Below are 16,222 nucleotides of genomic sequence, written 5' to 3'. Positions count from 1 at the left end.
CTATTCTTATGCTACATACAAGTGAATATTTTGAACACAAAAAAAACAATCCAAGAGATCCAAGCCATTGGCATGCCCTCTTTCTAGATAATAGTGTTCCATTTAATAAAGATGCTAAAGCAGCATTTCTGTTCGATTCAAATAGGAAGAGCAAGCAATTCTTACTACCATTTCTAAGAGTATTCGGAAGATTAACTATTATTTTGCTTCAGGTATTTAAAGCAATTGCTCCAAATGTAATCAATGCTCCAAAGACGTTGCACCGATTTTTATATTGGGGGATGAAATACTGGGTTTCGCCAGAGGCTAATTTTCTGATTTTAAGGCATTTTTATTTAGGTTCTGAAGTTCTGCGATTTATCAAAGACAATGTTAAAGGGGCAGAGGAGATTCCGATGAATCCTTTAAAACCTTTAAACTTAGATGCGGTTAAGGACAATTTATTTTTAGAGCATGACCTTAATCTTTATAACTTTATTATAAACTTGAATACAGCTATTCAAGAAAAAGGATTGAAAATAGAGCCTATTTCCACTCCAGATTTCACTGCAATATCGGCTTCAGCAATTCCATTTGAAGATTTTCCTAATCGATGGTCAAATGTTATGGATCTTTCGTCTGCTATAGAGGTTTTTACTCCGGTTTATCAGTTTTTTCTTACAGATAATGATTTTTGGAGAGCATCAAATTCTTTACAGCTAGATGAAGTAATTGGTGTATATGCTGCTACTATTATGAGTTGTCCGGAGAAGTTAATTGCATTGAATAATAAACATCCAATGATTCCTTTACCGACTTATGGAGCGGGATTTAGATTGACTTTACATGGTTTATCAACAGAGGTATTACACCATCTCATTTCCCAACAGAAGCTGAAAGTAAATCAAGAAATTGCTTAGAAAGTTTAAAAAGGAAATGGATCAATATAGGATCCATTTCCTTTTTAGTATTATTTATTTAATGCTTCTTTGAGAGCAAATGCAGCTTGATTTACGGATTCCTTTACTGCTGGAATATGGTTTAATGGATTCAATAAACCAAAGTCATGAATAAATCCATTATATGTTTGGATCGTTGTTGGTACTCCAGCCGTATCTAATTTTCTAGCATAAGCTAAACCTTCATCATATAATATATCATTTTCTGCTAACTGTACTAAAGCTGGGGGAAGTCCTTTTAGCTCCTGCAATGTTGCCTGAAGGGGAGAGGCATATTTTTCTTTGCGTATAGATTTTTCTGGAGCATATAAATCCCACATCCATTTCATCATTTCTGTTGTTAGGAATCTTCCCTCGGCATAATTTTTATAAGACTCACGTGAGAAGTCAGCATCAGTAACTGGCCATAAAAGTAGCTGAAATTTTATTTTTGGTCCTTTTTTATCTTTAGCCATTAAACTAACCGCAGCTGCCATATTTCCACCTACTGAATTACCTGCAATAGCCAGATTCTTACCATCAACTCCAATTTCATCTCCATTTTCAGCTACCCATTTTGTAGCAGCATAAATCTGGTTTATGGCAACTGGATAGTGGGTTTCAGGAGAAGGGGAATAATCAACGAAAATAGCAGCAGCAGAACTTCCTATCACCAAGTCTCTTAACAATCTTTTATGCGTAGGATAATCACCGAGAACCCATCCGCCTCCATGGATGAAGATAAAAACAGGCAGCTTGTTGTCTTTTAAATCTTTGGGCTTTATAATGTGGATATTTACCTTTTCTCCATCTTGGGTAATTTCTTTTTGTGATTCAACTATTCCTGATGTATCAACTTTAACAGAACTTTGAGCTCCTTCCAAGACCTTTCGGGCTTCTTCAGGTTTCATGGTCTCCATTGGTTTTCCTCCACTGTTATTTAATTCATCTAAAAACTCTCTTATCTGAACGATAATATTTGGGTCTTTTTCACCTGCAATTTGCTTTGACATAGTATTTTGTTTTTGATTCATCTACTTTTAATAACAGATAAGGTTAGTAATCGTTTGAATTAAGAATTATGAAGTAAATACCAATAAAAAAGGTTAGGGATTTTCCCTAACCTTTAATACACATTAAATAATATTTTAAGCTCTATTTTTCAATTTCTTTAAGACTATTCATTTTTTTATATTCTAGGAATCCTTTAATATCTTCAAAATGTTCTCGGACACGTTTATTTCCAAATTCAAATACTTTGGTCGCCAATCCATCTAAGAAATCACGGTCGTGAGAAACTAATATTAAAGTCCCATCAAAGTCCTGTAGAGCGTCTTTTATGATATCCTTGGTTTTCATGTCCAAATGGTTGGTCGGTTCATCCAAGATTAGGACATTTACAGGTTCTAGCAGTAATTTTATCATGGCCAAACGAGTTTTCTCACCTCCTGATAATACTTTTACTTTTTTAGTTGTATCATCTCCGCTAAACATAAAAGCGCCTAAAAGGTCTTTAATTTTAACTCGTACATCACCAATTGCTATTTGATCAATGGTTTCAAATACTGTTAATTCCTCATCCAATAAGGCAGCCTGATTTTGTGCAAAATAACCGATTTTGGCATTGTGTCCTACTTTGAGAGTACCTTCAAAATCTATTTCACCCATTATAGCTTTAATCATAGTGGATTTACCTTCACCATTTTTACCAACAAATGCAACTTTTTGCCCCCTTTCAATGACCATATTTGCTTTCTGAAAGACTAAATGATCACCATATGATTTTGTTAGATCCTCAACAATTACTGGATAGGTTCCTGAACGAGGTGAAGGTGGAAATTTTAATCGTAATGCGGAATTATCCACTTCATCGATTTCAATAATTTCCAGTTTTTCAAGCATTTTTACTCTAGATTGAACTTGTAGAGTTTTGGAGTAAGTACCTTTAAATCGGTCGATAAATTCTTGGTTATCAGCAATAAATCTTTGTTGTTCTTCGTATGCTTTTAACTGGTGTAAGCGTCTATCTTTTCGTAATTCTAAATAATGACTATACTTAGCTTTATAATCATAAATCTTACCCATTGTAACTTCAATGGTTCTATTTGTAATATTATCAACAAAGGCTCGGTCATGGGAAATTACAATTACAGCTTTTGCTTGATTTATTAAAAAATCTTCTAACCATTCGATACTTTCAATATCCATATGGTTTGTGGGCTCATCTAGTAGGATTAAGTCAGGCTTTTTTAATAAGATTTTTGCTAATTCAATTCGCATTCTCCAACCTCCAGAGAATTCTGAAGTTTGGCGGTTAAAATCAGAGCGTTCAAACCCTAAGCCTTTTAATACTTTTTCGACTTCTGCATCATAATTGGTTTCTTCAATCGAATAAAATTTCTCACTTAATTCTGAAACTCGTTCGATTAATTTCATATAGTCATCAGATTCGTAATCCGTACGAATATTGAGCTGTTCATTTAATCCTTCCAGCTCATCGCGCATATTATAGACTTCTTCAAATGCTTTAGAAGTTTCCTCAAAAACAGTCATATTGTCTTTGGTCAATAAATGCTGAGGTAAATATGCAATAACTGCATCTTTGGGTCCAGAAACATTTCCAGTAGTTGGCTTACCAACACCAGCGATAATTTTTAATAAAGTAGATTTACCGGCTCCGTTTTTACCCATTAAAGCGATTTTGTCATTTTCATTTATAGAAAATGTTACGTCGGAAAAAAGAGTAGTCCCTCCAAAGGAAACTGAAATGTTATTTACATTAATCACAATGTGCTTGATTTTATATGAGTTGCAAAAATAGGATTTAGTAACAAGTATTTAGAATGTAAATTCTACAATTTATAATTATCTGGAATAATTGTTTTTTTATATTCATATAAGCAATAGATATAGTATTAATTTAGCATGTTTTGTCTTAATTTTCGCTTCTATTTCTTAACTTAAGTATCACAAATCAAGATTCTTATAAAGAGATTAATTTTATCAATCTATTAAACCAGCTATGAAAAAAATATTATTTGTCATTTTGTTATTGTCGACCTATTTGAATTTATTATCTGCAGAAATCACCATGCTGATAAATAAGGACTATCTCAATTTTCCAATATCAAATACGCAAGAAAGAGAAAAGATGGATTTTTTTCCAGCGGAAGATCAACCATGGTCTGTTGTTATTCGATTAGCAAAAGAGAAAGCAGATTATTGGGTATTTTATAATGTCTCTCATTTAAAAGGGAAAAAAATTACTATTAAATATGATGGTGATGATTCCGCGTTGAAGCAGATATACCAATCAGATGAACCCAAGGAATCAGAATCCTTTTATAAAGAATCAAATCGGCCTCAATTTCATTTTACGACAAAAAGAGGGTGGATTAATGATCCAAATGGACTAATATATTATGATGGAGAATACCACTTATTCTACCAGCACAATCCTATGGAAAGGGAATGGGAAAATATGCATTGGGGACATGCTGTAAGTAAAGATTTAATTCATTGGGATGAATTACCCACGGCATTATTTCCAGATAGTTTGGGAACTATGTTCTCTGGTTCTGCGATAATTGATTATAATAATTCGGCAGGTTACAATAAAGGTAAAAAACCGGCAATGCTTGCCTTTTATACTGCAGCAAGTTCGGATAGGCAGGTTCAGTGTATGGCATATAGCTTAGATAAGGGGAGAACTTGGACAAAATATGATAAGAATCCATTAATCGATTCAAAGGAAAAATGGATTAGTCAGGATACAAGAGACCCAAAGGTAATTTGGTATGAACCATCAAAACATTGGGTTATGGTATTAAATGAACGCGATGGGCATTCAATTTACACCTCAAATAATTTAAAAGACTGGCAATATCAAAGTCATGTGTCTGGATTTTGGGAATGTCCAGAGTTATTTGAACTTGCTGTAGATGGGGATCAGAATAATAAAAAATGGGTGATGTATGGAGCTACAGGAACATACATGATTGGATCTTTCGATGGTAAGAAATTCTCTCCAGAAGCGGGGAAATACTTTTACAATTCGGGACATCTTTATGCAGCACAAACTTTTAGTAATATTCCGCAAAATGACGGTCGGAGAATTCAAATTGGTTGGGGGAGAATTCCTCAAGGTGATATGCCGTTTAATGGAATGATGATGCTTCCAACTGAATTAACTTTGAGAACAACGAAAGATGGACCGAGGCTTTTTAGTCAACCAGTTGAGGAGACTAATATTTTGTTTGAAAAGAAAGATAGTTGGGAAAACTTGAGTTCTTCAAAAGCAAATGAATTGCTTCAGAAATATAAGGATAAGGACCGATTGAGAATAAGAACCAAAATAAAATTATCTCATGCTACTGATGCTGGTTTCAATCTGTTTGGTCAGAGGATGATAAGTTATGATATGAACGGTAACATGCTAAATAATATGTTTTATTCACCTCAAAATCCAACGAGTATGGAATTAAGTGCAGATCTTTTTATTGATCGTACATCAATTGAAGTGTTTTTTGATGAAGGAATATATACCAGTTATTTGGGAAGAAATCCTGATAAAAATAATTCAGAGGGATTTCACTTTTGGGGAAATAATATTGAAGTGTTAAAACTAGAAGTATATGAGGTGAAGTCAATTTGGATTGATAAAATACCCTAATTATTGGAGGTAATTACTTTTACATTTATTCATATTTTTACATACACTAATTTTATTAATATGAACAAAGGGATCATTTTATTTGGGATTGTGCCAGCATTTTTATTCACTGTTTCGTGCAATAACGCAGAAAAAAAAATTGATTCGACTGCTAAAGACAGTTTAAATACTTCGGTTACAGATTCTAACTCAAATATTGTCAAAACGGAATCATCATCTACATTTAATCCAGAAAGTTTGCCAGAGGCATCTTCTGAAATTGGACAATTTCCATATTTTTCTGTTCCTGATTGGGTAAATGCAAAAAATGGATACGGATTTGATAGGGAGTCAGATTTCGGAAAAATTGAATTTTATACAGGGAATAACTTTTATCCATTAGAAGGCAAAGTGTTTGTTAAAGGCTATGGTATGTCGGATCCAAATGATGCTGGGAAAGGTGTTTGGGATGAATATAAATTTGTTCAATCTTACGCCAGGCATTTTGAAAGTTTAGGAGCCAAGAAAATTTTTGAGGGACAAATTCCAAAAGAAAAGATCGATGAGCTTAATAAGTCAAAAAATAAAGACAACTATTTTTATGATTTTGGCACATCTAGTATGGAAAATGTTCTCACATATGGTATGAAAAACGGAGGGAAACTCATATTATTTTCAATTGTTTCAAATTCAGCTTACGGAGCATTATACGTAGGAGAAAGCGAAGCATTTAAACAAACTGTAGGAATAATAAAAGCGGATCAAATTGAAAAGGATTTGAAAGAAAAAGGAAAATCAATTCTTCAAATAAATTTCGATACAGATAAAGCATCATTGAAGCCGGATGGGAGAGAGGTAGTTTTAGAGATTGCTAAAGTATTAAAATCTGATGCTAACTTAAAATTAGATATTAATGGTTATACTGATAATGTTGGAAATTCTGATCATAATTTGCAATTGTCAAAAGATAGGGCAAACACTGTTTTAAGCACATTATTAGATGAGGGTATCGATAAATCAAGGTTAGTAGCAAATGGGTTTGGTGCTACTAATTTTATTGCAGATAATAGTACGGTATCAGGAAAAGAATTAAATCGCAGAGTAGAATTAATAAAAAAATAAGTAACCCCAGCTTCGAATAAATTGAATTGTCGATCACAATTCAGATAAAAAAAAGCGGAATTCATTTACGAATTCCGCTTTTAATATTAAGCAATTCTGCTTATTTCAATACGAATTTAAATCCTAAAGAGAATCTAGAAGGTTCGAAATGAGATCCATGAGATAGGTTCCACCAAGGTTTCCAATCAAAATGCATTGCTAATGGAGTAGAAGGGATTCTGAATTCCAATCCTACAGCTGGACGAATTGCAAAATCAGTATGGGTATCTCCGTCTTTCCAATGATCATCGTCATCGTCCCAATCATAATGCCATTTTCCATGGTCAATAAAGGATAATTGAGGACCTACTCCAATATACCAAGATAGTCCATTAGTTCCTGAAATCCTTTGGTTGTGAGACCAATCTGCACCAATTACAGTGATATTGTCACCAAATAATACTTGGGCATTTCCAGCATTCGTTCCTCCAAAACTATGCTTAATTTGAGGGCCGAATAATGTTTGGCCATCGCCTAGATCAATTCCTAAACCAATAGCTGTACGGTAAGGAGTTTGTGCGCTTGCATGCTCATTTGCTGCAATTAATAAAATAAAAAGGGTTAGAATAGGTAAAAATACTTTCTTCATGATAATAAATAAATTGTTTCATTATTAAACTTCCGGAATAGAAGTTTCCCGTGTTATAACAAATATATTGCCAAACATCTTAATGAAATTTATCCAAATCCTTAGATTGCAGAAAATGAGTTAAGTATAATTACTGTTTTATTCTCTTTGTATCGACCATAATGTTTTAAAACAATTCTTGATCTCAATTGTCTGAATTATTTAATTCATCATCATCAAACATATCATCGTATTCCTCTTCCTCTTCTTCTTCTCCATCTATTAAAGGATAATCTTCTCCAATCGGTTCATTGTCATCTTTTCTTGGATCTTCTTTTTCATTATATTCTTGCCCCCCTTGATCAGAATCAGGATCATAAAATGGATTTTGATAATTTGGAGAATTATCATTTTTATTTTTGTTGTCTTCAGGATCACTTTCTGATAATTTATCCTGGATAATAGTTAAAACAAGTAAAAAGCCTGGTTTATTCTTTGTTTTATTTACAAAATTTTTCATAACCATCAATTTTCTAATAGAACAATTTTCCTTTGAAATAGTTGAGCGTAAATTATTTATGATTCATGGAATTACTACCTCAAAAATATTAATTGTTTAATATCCATTTTACAAAGAACAGGATTTCATTGATTTGAAAATCTGTGAAACCTGGTTTATTTATTCAAGGGGATAAATGTTAGGTAGGTTTCTAATATGCAATTCAACTAATTCATAAAATATTGAACGAGTTCTTCTTTAGAGTGTTCTATTAAAAAGATGGAATTATGGCAACTAAAAATGAAAGCAAAACAGAAGGTCTAAATAATGATGAAAAGGCTAATAAGAAAAGAGACCTGATGTCCATAATGCAACGAAAAGAAAAAAATCAAGATGGTTCCGGTGAAGCAGGAGTGGATCCACAAGTGGATCAATTAAATACGATGCCTAAACCAAATGTTCATCCAACAGAACCAATAAAGACAAAAAATAAATAATCTTATCATGAAAAAGATACTATTCATAATTTCAATATTTACTTATTTAGTTATGTATTCTTGTACGAATTCAAATAAGGAAATAAAGGAAAATCAAATGGATGATCCAATAGATACAAGTGTGAAAGATAGTACTAAGTTAGATAGTGTGATGGAAAATCAAACTTTGAATCCAATAGACTAAATTTCTTCTTTCTTGTTTTAATGTTTCATTGCGACCGAGGAATCGAATGTATCTTTTTTATTTATCTCAAAGTCTTCTAATTTAATTTTTTCTGGATAATATTTATTGAGAAGATACTGAGAGTTGTGCATGGCAAAGTTGTCATCTTTAATTATTCCATCTGGATCTACAATAACATACCTAGGAATGGCATTAAAACGAAACAATTCTCTGAATGCTAAATAATCATCTTCGGAAACCAAAAAACTATTTGTCATATAGTTTTTCTCAATATATTCCTTGTAAAATGTATCAGATGTGTTGCCCTTATCTGTAATGAATACAAATTCTAAGTGGGGATGATCTATTAAATGTTTTCTTAGTTCCAATGTAGCTTCTATATTTGCTCTACATGGACCGCAATTTTCTGCCCAAAAATCAACCACAACAATCTTTCCTTTATATGGTTCTAATAATTTTTTAAATATTTCAGTAGATTGTGTCTTTGGCAAATCATAACCATCAGCAGAGTTTTTAACTATATTAATTTTCCTTTCTAATTCAGATAGTAGAAAAGGGTGTTTAAGATTTAACTTTATATCCTGAATGTTTTTTTCCGTTCTATCAGAAAAATAAATTGGTTTACTTAATTCACTTGAAATTGCACGTAGATTGGCAATTGAATAAAATAATGATAATTCTTTATTTTTATATCGTGTAAAACCAACTGAATCAATCTTTTGATATAGGTTTGGGCCATTTATGTACTTCATCCTAGGATAGAATGGTGAATATTCTATGCGATTTATTGTAAAAGTGAACTCTCGATTGATTAAATAAGTGTAATCATTATTATCAATTTCTTGAATAAAATTGAAGTATTCTGCAGTGGTTGGAGTTTGTAGAAGTTTATTTTCTTTGTCTTGGCCAGCGTAATATTCTTTATACATGTTATAATTGAAAAGCCTATACATAAAATTCAGATCTACTTCATTTAACATGATAGTTTGAGCTTTTTTAGAGGTTTTATTTTTTTTCAGCAATTGACTAACTCTTTCTTTCTCATTTTTCCATTCAGTTTTCGTTAATTTCAAGAATTCTTCTTCTTTCATGGACTTGATTTGTCCCTCCAAGGTTTCATGATCAGGACGATTGGTTTTAATTGAATTTAATTCATCATTTATTTCTTTTGTGATACCAAGATATTTCACCGGTTCTTTATCTTCTTTTGGGTTGATTATCATTGCTACTGTATTTCCAGGCTCAGCGTAAAATTTAACATCTTGACCTAAAAGATTTAAGTATGAGTAAATTGGAAAGTTTATTTCAATTTTGGTTTCAAATCTACCATCAGATTTAATACGGATTAAGGTTGGAAAATCTTCCTTGGTTAATAGGTTTTCATTGTATATCATTCCATTTTTAGATCCATTGTTATCATAGCCTTTAATAAATCCTATAATTTTCACACTATCCTTTCTGAAAAATGTGTCTTTTTGGAATTCCTTTAATTCTTTGACGTTTCCTTTTTTTAATTCTTGCGCAAGCCAGTTTTCAACCTCTTTAGGTATGGAGGCATCTTGAGCACAGGTAAATTGTGCAATAAGGATAGAGATTAATAAAAATGCGAAGGTTTTCATAATCAATTACAATTGGTTAATATAAATATAACTAATTGGAGGAGAAATTGTTGCAATGATTAAATTATTTCATATTCTGCCTTTTTGATTTAAATCCTTATTTTAGGGAAACAATAAACCTATCACTATGTTAAAGTTCACTTTTCATTTTATTTTATTAGCATTTGTATTTACATCTTGTGCACAAACCCAAAAAGAATATCCAAAAATGGGGAAAATTGAAATAATTGATCCTGCCATGGAAAAACTTATTGATCCAACTGTACAGGTTGAAAAACTTGCTGATGGGATGGTTTGGGCTGAAGGACCTGTGTGGGTAAAGCAAGGAAATTATCTATTGTATTCAGATACTCGTCAAAATATAATTTATCAATGGTCTGAAAAAGAAGGTCTAAAGGAATTTATTAAACCTGCAGGATTCGAAGGTCCTGGAGTATATAGTGAAGAAGAAGGGACGAATGGATTAATAATTAATTCGGAAGGGATGTTAGTTGCTTGTGATCATGGAAATCGGCGGATTGCAAAAATTTCTCTTCAAACAAAGAAAAGAGAAACCTTAGTTGATAATTGGGAAGGCAAAAAATTTAATTCTCCAAACGATATTTGTCAACATCCAAATGGAGATTATTATTTTACCGATCCCCCATATGGTTTACCATGGAGAGAAAATGACACCGCTACACGTGAAATTGCAGAAAATGGAGTTTACAAAGTAAGTCCGAATGGAAAAGCTGTTCAAGTCGTTTCTAACCTTTCAAGACCTAATGGAATTGCATTGTCAACTGATGCTAAAAAGTTATATGTAGCACTTTCTGACGGGAATAATCCATATATTATGGTTTATGATATAAAATCTGATGGATTATTATCTGAAGGTCGTATCTTTTTTGATTTCAAAAAAGAATTTCCTTCAGAATCAATGGCGGCTGATGGTATAAAAGTAGATAAGGAAGGAAATATTTTTGCAGCAGCAGGCGATGGGGTAGTGGTAATAAATTCTTCAGGGAAACCTATTGGAAGAATCAGGTCTACTGTACACACCGCTAATTGTGCTTTCGGTGGAGATGGTTATCTATATCTTACTTCTACAGATCAATTATTGCGGGTTAAATTGAAAGAATAGATAAATCTTCAATAAAGGAGATAAATTTAAAAGCTAGATGATTTCGTCTAGCTTTTTTGTTTTCATTTTTTAAAACTATAAGTTTTTCAATCTGTTCCTTTATTATCATAGTTTAATTTGATTATTATGAAAGAGCAAACTTTAGATTTAGAGAAAAAGTATTGGGAAGGAATGGAAAATCATAATTATGATATCGTAAAAAACCTTACCTATTTCCCATGTACCGTTGTTAGTAAAAAAGGCATTAAAAGTATAGATGAACCCACCTTTAAAGAGTTATTTGATTCTGGTAAGGATATGAAAATGACGATTAAAAGTATTTCCGAAGCTGTTGTGCAATCTTTTAGCAATAGTTTTGCAACTATTGCTTATATCATAGAAATGGAAGCCGATAATAATGGGCAAAAAACATTGCATAAATGTGTTTGCAGCTCTTCTTGGATCATGGAAAATGCTGTTTGGAAATGCGCGGCACATTCAGAAAGTGAATTGGCCTAAATTTCATATTAAGTGTAGCATGTTGTAGAAATTTAAATACTCAACATTTCAATACTGGATAATTCAATAGAGTCAGTAAAATTCTTATGACTTATTATTTTTTACGGGTTACCGTAATGTTATTTCATTTATTTGTGATATATTTGCTATTAACCAAATCGTTAAATTATTAACATATAATTATTAAACATGCTCAACAAGTGTTTCTATTGTGGATTTAGGGCTTTAAGTAAAAAGCATCTTAAAGAAAGACCCTGTCCTAAAAAACCTTTTATTCTAGCTATTTTTACAAAAAATTGCTGTTCTGGAATAATTTAGTAAGAAGCCATTAGTACTAATGGCTTCTTACTTGCATGATTGAAGTATTAATGTTAAATAAATAATAAATACTGACTAAGTAATTTATTGTTTATTATTTTAATTTGATTTTGTAAAAATTATAAAAAATTGATTGTGACTTTTAAGTTATAATATTTAATTTATGAATATTATTTTTCAAAAAGAGTGAAAGATAACATAGGGGATGTTTTATCTTTTCCAAAGTTTTAGCCTATCGAAAAATGAACTTAACTTATTATACTCACTTGTTATTTTCTGAAATCCTGGTAAACAATTAAATCTTTATATTTACCTGTAGGTCATTTCCTGAAATGACCTACTTTATTCCGAATAATTTAGGGGGTGTTTATTACCGATAACCTGTTTCGCTTTCTTCAAATGATAAATGTACCAAAGTCGAACTTCTTTTCCGCTTCTTTCTTGAACAAGTACTTTTCTTAATTCTATTTTTTCAAAATATTTACCATAAATTTCTTCCGGTTCATTTAACATGTTAGATGCAGAAATATAATATGCATTTTCTCCTTTTTGAATAGGATTAATAGATAAGTTAATCCATGCAAATTTATGGATATCAACTAACCTTCCTTCTGCAATCAATCTCATTCCTAAGGGTTTTGCAACATAATAGTATAAATGTCCTGCTGGAAACCAATTATTAACTAATAAAGCGTCTTCAGGATGCATTAAATTATTTTTGATGTCTTCTGCTCTAATTTCCTTGAATTGTTTTTCTAAATCTTTCCAACCAATAAGATCTAAGGTTATATCACCTTTACCTAACTCTTTTTTATTAGATGATCCAACTAGATTTCCTGGATACCATTTTATAGTAGTAAAAGTCAAGATTGCTACAGACAATGTAAATCCCAATTGTAGGTTTAAGATTTTTCTGCATTTTGGGATTAGGTTTAAATCTAATTTTGAATCAAGCCATAAGGCAGAGATAATCATTAAACCAAAGAAACCTGCACCGCTCCAATGAGGTAATGTCTGTCGAAAAAGCGAAAGCCCTGTTGAAGCAAGTATAATTGGAAATGAACAAAATAACAGTAGATAGATTATATTCCTTGAAATTCCATTTATTTTTATTTTGTCTTTAACTAAGTAAACCAAGACAACAGAATATAAATAAATTAAGAATGGATTGTTATAAAAAATTTGTCCAAAGAATGTTTGTAAAAAATAATCAAATCTAATTCCTGAACCTAATATGCTAATTCTATTTCCATGGAATTTCCAAGTGATATAATTATACTCCTCATTCCATAGCCAAATTGGTAAAAAGAAAATTATACTTATTAAGATGGAGAGATACAGAGCTTTACATGCAAATATTTTTTTTTGAAAAAAGAATATAAAACCAAGAAACCCAAACCATAAAAAAATAGAATGTACTTTACATAGCAGGGCTATTCCTATGAACAATCCTAATAATAAAAATTGATTAGTCCTTACCTTTGAGTTTTCGGATTTAATTATAATAACTATACTGTATAATGAAGCTAACCAAAAAGTGTTTGCAATTGAATCAGGGAGTATAAATAAACCTGAAATTATACTTGAGTAAATTGAAGCTGTATATAAAATTGCTACAATTAATCCTGCTCTTTCGCTCATCAAGTATTTGACTAAACTTGCAATCAGCCAAGTGTTAAATGTAGCTAAAAATATGGCTCCTAGACGAACGGAGAAATCAGAAACCCAATGTAGATTAAGTGTAAAGAACCTTATTAATAGTCCTACCATGGGTGGATGATCAAAATGATTCCAGTCGAGAAATTCTGCGTAGGTAAAATAATATACTTCATCATTCCCTAATTCCAGAAAATAAGCAAAAACACAACGTATAATTGTTGCTAGTACAATCAACCATCTCAATTTTAGTCTGTAATCACTAACCATTTTTAAAAGTAAAAATCAGATTTGCCGAAAAATTCCATATGAATACCATTCCTATAGCCAAAAATTTACTCAGATAGAAATTAAGATTTAGTTTTTCATGAAAGAAGTATAAGAATAAGGTGTTCAAACCTAAACCAATTGCACTTATTCCTAAAAAGGAAATAAATTGTTTAAAAATTTGAGGATTTTGACTTGAAAAAGTCCAAATTCTGTTTAGGAGGTAGTTGTTAAATACAGCTATAATAAAGCCAATTGAATTGGCAATAAATTTATTGATATGAAGTTTTTCTTTAAAAATCCAAGTGAAAAGAAAATCTATTCCCATTCCAAAAAATCCAACTAATGCAAATTTAAACGCTCGGAATACTATTTCGACCATGGTTAAATTTTAAAGTTTGGAGGGAAAAATGTTAAATTAAATCTATTCTCCTTGAAATAGTTAAGAAGCATGGCGTATAGACAAGAGAATCCGGTGCCCAACATGCTTCCGAACCAAACATCGTCCATATAGTGTTGACTTAAATAAACCCTTGAATACCCTGTCAAGCATGCTATACAAAGTGCTATTATGCCCAATTTTTTATTTTTGGAGAATAATGCCAGGGTTGTTGCGAGTGCGAAAGCAGATGTTGTATGGCCAGAAGGAAACGAATTATGATTTGCCATTGGTAGCCAAGACAATGAATGAAAGGAAGGATCATCGTATAAATGAAATCCAGGTCTGTATAATTTAAAGGTTTTCTTAAGTAAAATACAAATTAATCCGGAGCCTATATAGGTAGCAATAACGGCTACGCCTAATCGCTTTGACCAAATAAAAAAGCATAAAAGACCAAGGAAAATAATTAATATACCGTCTCCAAATTGAGTAATTACAGTAAAGAAATAATCGAAAAACAATGAATGCTGAGAATTTACGAGAATAAAGCCTTCATTTTTTGGAAGAGAAAAAATAAAAATACTAACTACAAAATACCAGAGTAGGAAACAGATGAAAAAGACTCTGTTTTCTTTGAAAAGATTATGTAAAAGTTGCATTCGGTTAATCTTATTATTATTTACCGATAAAAATAAAATTCAAATATTATGTTACTGTTAGGAGATAAAGTGTTGATTGTTAAATATTTGTTATTAAATTTTAAATACTTAAACAAAAATTAATATTTCTATATTCAATCATATGAGAAAATTAGTTAACTTCCATAACCAATTCAGTTATTATGAAATTTTGTGTTAAACCTGCTTTGCGCAGTTATTTCCATGCAATTGTTATAATTGCATTTTCATTTATTTCATTCTTAAATAATATAACAGTTGCTCAAGAAAACAAATTATTGGGAACTTGGATTTTGGATTATGCATTAGATTCTGAAGGGGGATTTTCTACTGTTCATAGTAACATGTTTTCTGCCGAAGTCATCTATACGATTAGCAAAGGAAATATTAAAATCAATGACAGTTCACAAAAAGCAAATTATGATAGTTTTAATAACATCAATCTCCTAAATCGAACTCTTTATTATCGTCTTGACGGTGATTATCTGATCCTACAGGAAAGAGGTAGTCCTGATCAAGTATTCTACTTGTTAAAAGACAGTGTTTTTTTAAAGACTTATCCTGAATTTGCTTCTAAATATGAAGAAAGGAACGGAGAAAAATTACTGCTTCAAGATGCATTTAATAAAGCCCAGTTTACTTCTTCATTAGGTTTTGCCGAAACTATGAGTTATTTCTCCCCAGAATTGAAAAAGAAAGCTAAAGGTGAATTTTATTGTGAAGTTGAATTTGTTTTAGACACAAATAACAAAATTAGAGATGTAAAATTTATTCCAACTTTGGATAAAAAAATGGAAGAGGAATTTTTAAAAGCAATTCCAAAAATTAATGATTATTACTTTAATTATACTGGTGAAAATATGCTTATTAAAGAGACCATTAATTATTTGAGTTATACAAACAAAAAGAGAAATCCTGAGATAGAAAAGTTAAAAGATAATTTTTTCGAAGGAGAAGAATTATATAGGAATAATAAACCAGAAGAAGCTTTAAAACTATTTGAAGAAGTAAAGGATATTGAAATTAACAGAAATCAGTATGGAGGTCTTTTCTATGATGACTATTTAAAATCAATGGGAATATGTTATTTGCTGGTGAATAAGCAAGAAGAAGCCTGTGTTGCATTCTATAAATTAGGAACTCTATCAGATTTTAAAGCAAGAAATTTCTTAAGGTTTTTTTGTAGTAAGAATCAAGATAAATAA

16 protein-coding genes are annotated in these 16,222 nt (G+C 31.2%); 8 read left to right on the top strand and 8 right to left on the bottom strand.

From position 1 onward, the window contains the following. The first annotated feature begins 8 nt into the window (after positions 1-8). Positions 9-899 carry a DUF6999 family protein gene (locus tag E0Y80_RS16715; RefSeq protein ID WP_156308823.1) on the top strand — a complete coding sequence of 297 codons (891 nt, stop codon included), beginning with the start codon at positions 9-11 and terminating at the stop codon, positions 897-899. Positions 900-949: 50 nt separating this feature from the next. Here the strand turns inward: E0Y80_RS16715 and E0Y80_RS16710 are convergent, their stop codons facing one another. Both E0Y80_RS16710 and E0Y80_RS16705 read right to left on the bottom strand, forming a co-directional pair. Beyond that, positions 950-1,930 carry an alpha/beta hydrolase gene (locus E0Y80_RS16710; RefSeq protein WP_156308822.1) on the bottom strand — a complete coding sequence of 327 codons (981 nt, stop codon included), beginning with the start codon at positions 1,928-1,930 and terminating at the stop codon, positions 950-952. 142 nt (positions 1,931-2,072) lie between these two features. Further along, positions 2,073-3,704: an ABC-F family ATP-binding cassette domain-containing protein gene (locus E0Y80_RS16705; RefSeq protein ID WP_156308821.1), complete on the bottom strand. Its 1,632-nt coding sequence runs from the start codon at positions 3,702-3,704 to the stop codon at positions 2,073-2,075. A 235-nt stretch (positions 3,705-3,939) separates the two neighbouring features. Between E0Y80_RS16705 and E0Y80_RS16700 the strand changes: the two genes are divergently transcribed. Next, on the top strand, positions 3,940-5,589 hold the full coding sequence (locus E0Y80_RS16700) for a glycoside hydrolase family 32 protein (RefSeq protein WP_156308820.1): 1,650 nt from the start codon (positions 3,940-3,942) through the stop codon (positions 5,587-5,589). 60 nt (positions 5,590-5,649) lie between these two features. Then, positions 5,650-6,690, top strand: a complete 1,041-nt coding sequence (locus E0Y80_RS16695; RefSeq protein WP_156308819.1) for an OmpA family protein — start codon at positions 5,650-5,652, stop codon at positions 6,688-6,690. A gap of 100 nt (positions 6,691-6,790) precedes the next feature. Here the strand turns inward: E0Y80_RS16695 and E0Y80_RS16690 are convergent, their stop codons facing one another. After that, positions 6,791-7,318, bottom strand: coding sequence for a hypothetical protein (locus E0Y80_RS16690; RefSeq protein WP_156308818.1), 528 nt, complete (start codon positions 7,316-7,318; stop codon positions 6,791-6,793). 184 nt (positions 7,319-7,502) lie between these two features. After that, positions 7,503-7,817 carry a hypothetical protein gene (locus E0Y80_RS16685; protein ID WP_156308817.1) on the bottom strand — a complete coding sequence of 105 codons (315 nt, stop codon included), beginning with the start codon at positions 7,815-7,817 and terminating at the stop codon, positions 7,503-7,505. A 266-nt stretch (positions 7,818-8,083) separates the two neighbouring features. Here E0Y80_RS16685 and E0Y80_RS16680 point away from each other — a divergent pair, with 266 nt between their 5' ends. Together E0Y80_RS16680 and E0Y80_RS20800 are read left to right on the top strand one after the other, a co-directional pair. Next, positions 8,084-8,293 carry a hypothetical protein gene (locus E0Y80_RS16680; RefSeq protein WP_156308816.1) on the top strand — a complete coding sequence of 70 codons (210 nt, stop codon included), beginning with the start codon at positions 8,084-8,086 and terminating at the stop codon, positions 8,291-8,293. A gap of 7 nt (positions 8,294-8,300) precedes the next feature. Next, on the top strand, positions 8,301-8,477 hold the full coding sequence (locus tag E0Y80_RS20800) for a hypothetical protein (protein ID WP_156308815.1): 177 nt from the start codon (positions 8,301-8,303) through the stop codon (positions 8,475-8,477). Between the two features lie 17 nt (positions 8,478-8,494). Here the strand turns inward: E0Y80_RS20800 and E0Y80_RS16670 are convergent, their stop codons facing one another. After that, positions 8,495-10,096, bottom strand: a complete 1,602-nt coding sequence (locus E0Y80_RS16670) for a TlpA family protein disulfide reductase (protein WP_156308814.1) — start codon at positions 10,094-10,096, stop codon at positions 8,495-8,497. A gap of 127 nt (positions 10,097-10,223) precedes the next feature. Here E0Y80_RS16670 and E0Y80_RS16665 point away from each other — a divergent pair, with 127 nt between their 5' ends. Further along, positions 10,224-11,219, top strand: a complete 996-nt coding sequence (locus E0Y80_RS16665; RefSeq protein WP_156308813.1) for an SMP-30/gluconolactonase/LRE family protein — start codon at positions 10,224-10,226, stop codon at positions 11,217-11,219. A gap of 126 nt (positions 11,220-11,345) precedes the next feature. Beyond that, positions 11,346-11,717 (top strand): DUF4440 domain-containing protein, encoded by a 372-nt coding sequence (locus E0Y80_RS16660; RefSeq protein WP_156308812.1) that lies wholly within the window; start codon positions 11,346-11,348, stop codon positions 11,715-11,717. A gap of 660 nt (positions 11,718-12,377) precedes the next feature. Here the strand turns inward: E0Y80_RS16660 and E0Y80_RS16655 are convergent. From E0Y80_RS16655 to E0Y80_RS16645, 3 genes are read right to left on the bottom strand one after another with little or no spacing between them, the layout of a single operon-like run. Continuing rightward, positions 12,378-13,928: an ArnT family glycosyltransferase gene (locus tag E0Y80_RS16655; protein ID WP_197091636.1), complete on the bottom strand. Its 1,551-nt coding sequence runs from the start codon at positions 13,926-13,928 to the stop codon at positions 12,378-12,380. A 25-nt stretch (positions 13,929-13,953) separates the two neighbouring features. Further along, positions 13,954-14,340, bottom strand: coding sequence for a GtrA family protein (locus E0Y80_RS16650; RefSeq protein ID WP_197091635.1), 387 nt, complete (start codon positions 14,338-14,340; stop codon positions 13,954-13,956). Between the two features lie 2 nt (positions 14,341-14,342). Continuing rightward, a complete protein-coding gene (locus tag E0Y80_RS16645) occupies positions 14,343-14,999 on the bottom strand; it encodes a phosphatase PAP2 family protein (protein ID WP_156308810.1) in 657 nt (218 codons plus the stop codon). A 311-nt stretch (positions 15,000-15,310) separates the two neighbouring features. On the opposite strand from E0Y80_RS16645, the gene E0Y80_RS16640 reads away from it, so the two are divergent. Then, on the top strand, positions 15,311-16,222 hold the full coding sequence (locus E0Y80_RS16640; protein WP_156308809.1) for a hypothetical protein: 912 nt from the start codon (positions 15,311-15,313) through the stop codon (positions 16,220-16,222).

It is taken from the genome of Sphingobacterium endophyticum, from assembly GCF_009733535.1.
Lineage (GTDB): Bacteria > Bacteroidota > Bacteroidia > Sphingobacteriales > Sphingobacteriaceae > Sphingobacterium > Sphingobacterium endophyticum.
The sequence above is the reverse complement of the archived record's forward strand: the minus strand, read 5'-3'. Positions and strand labels throughout refer to the sequence as shown.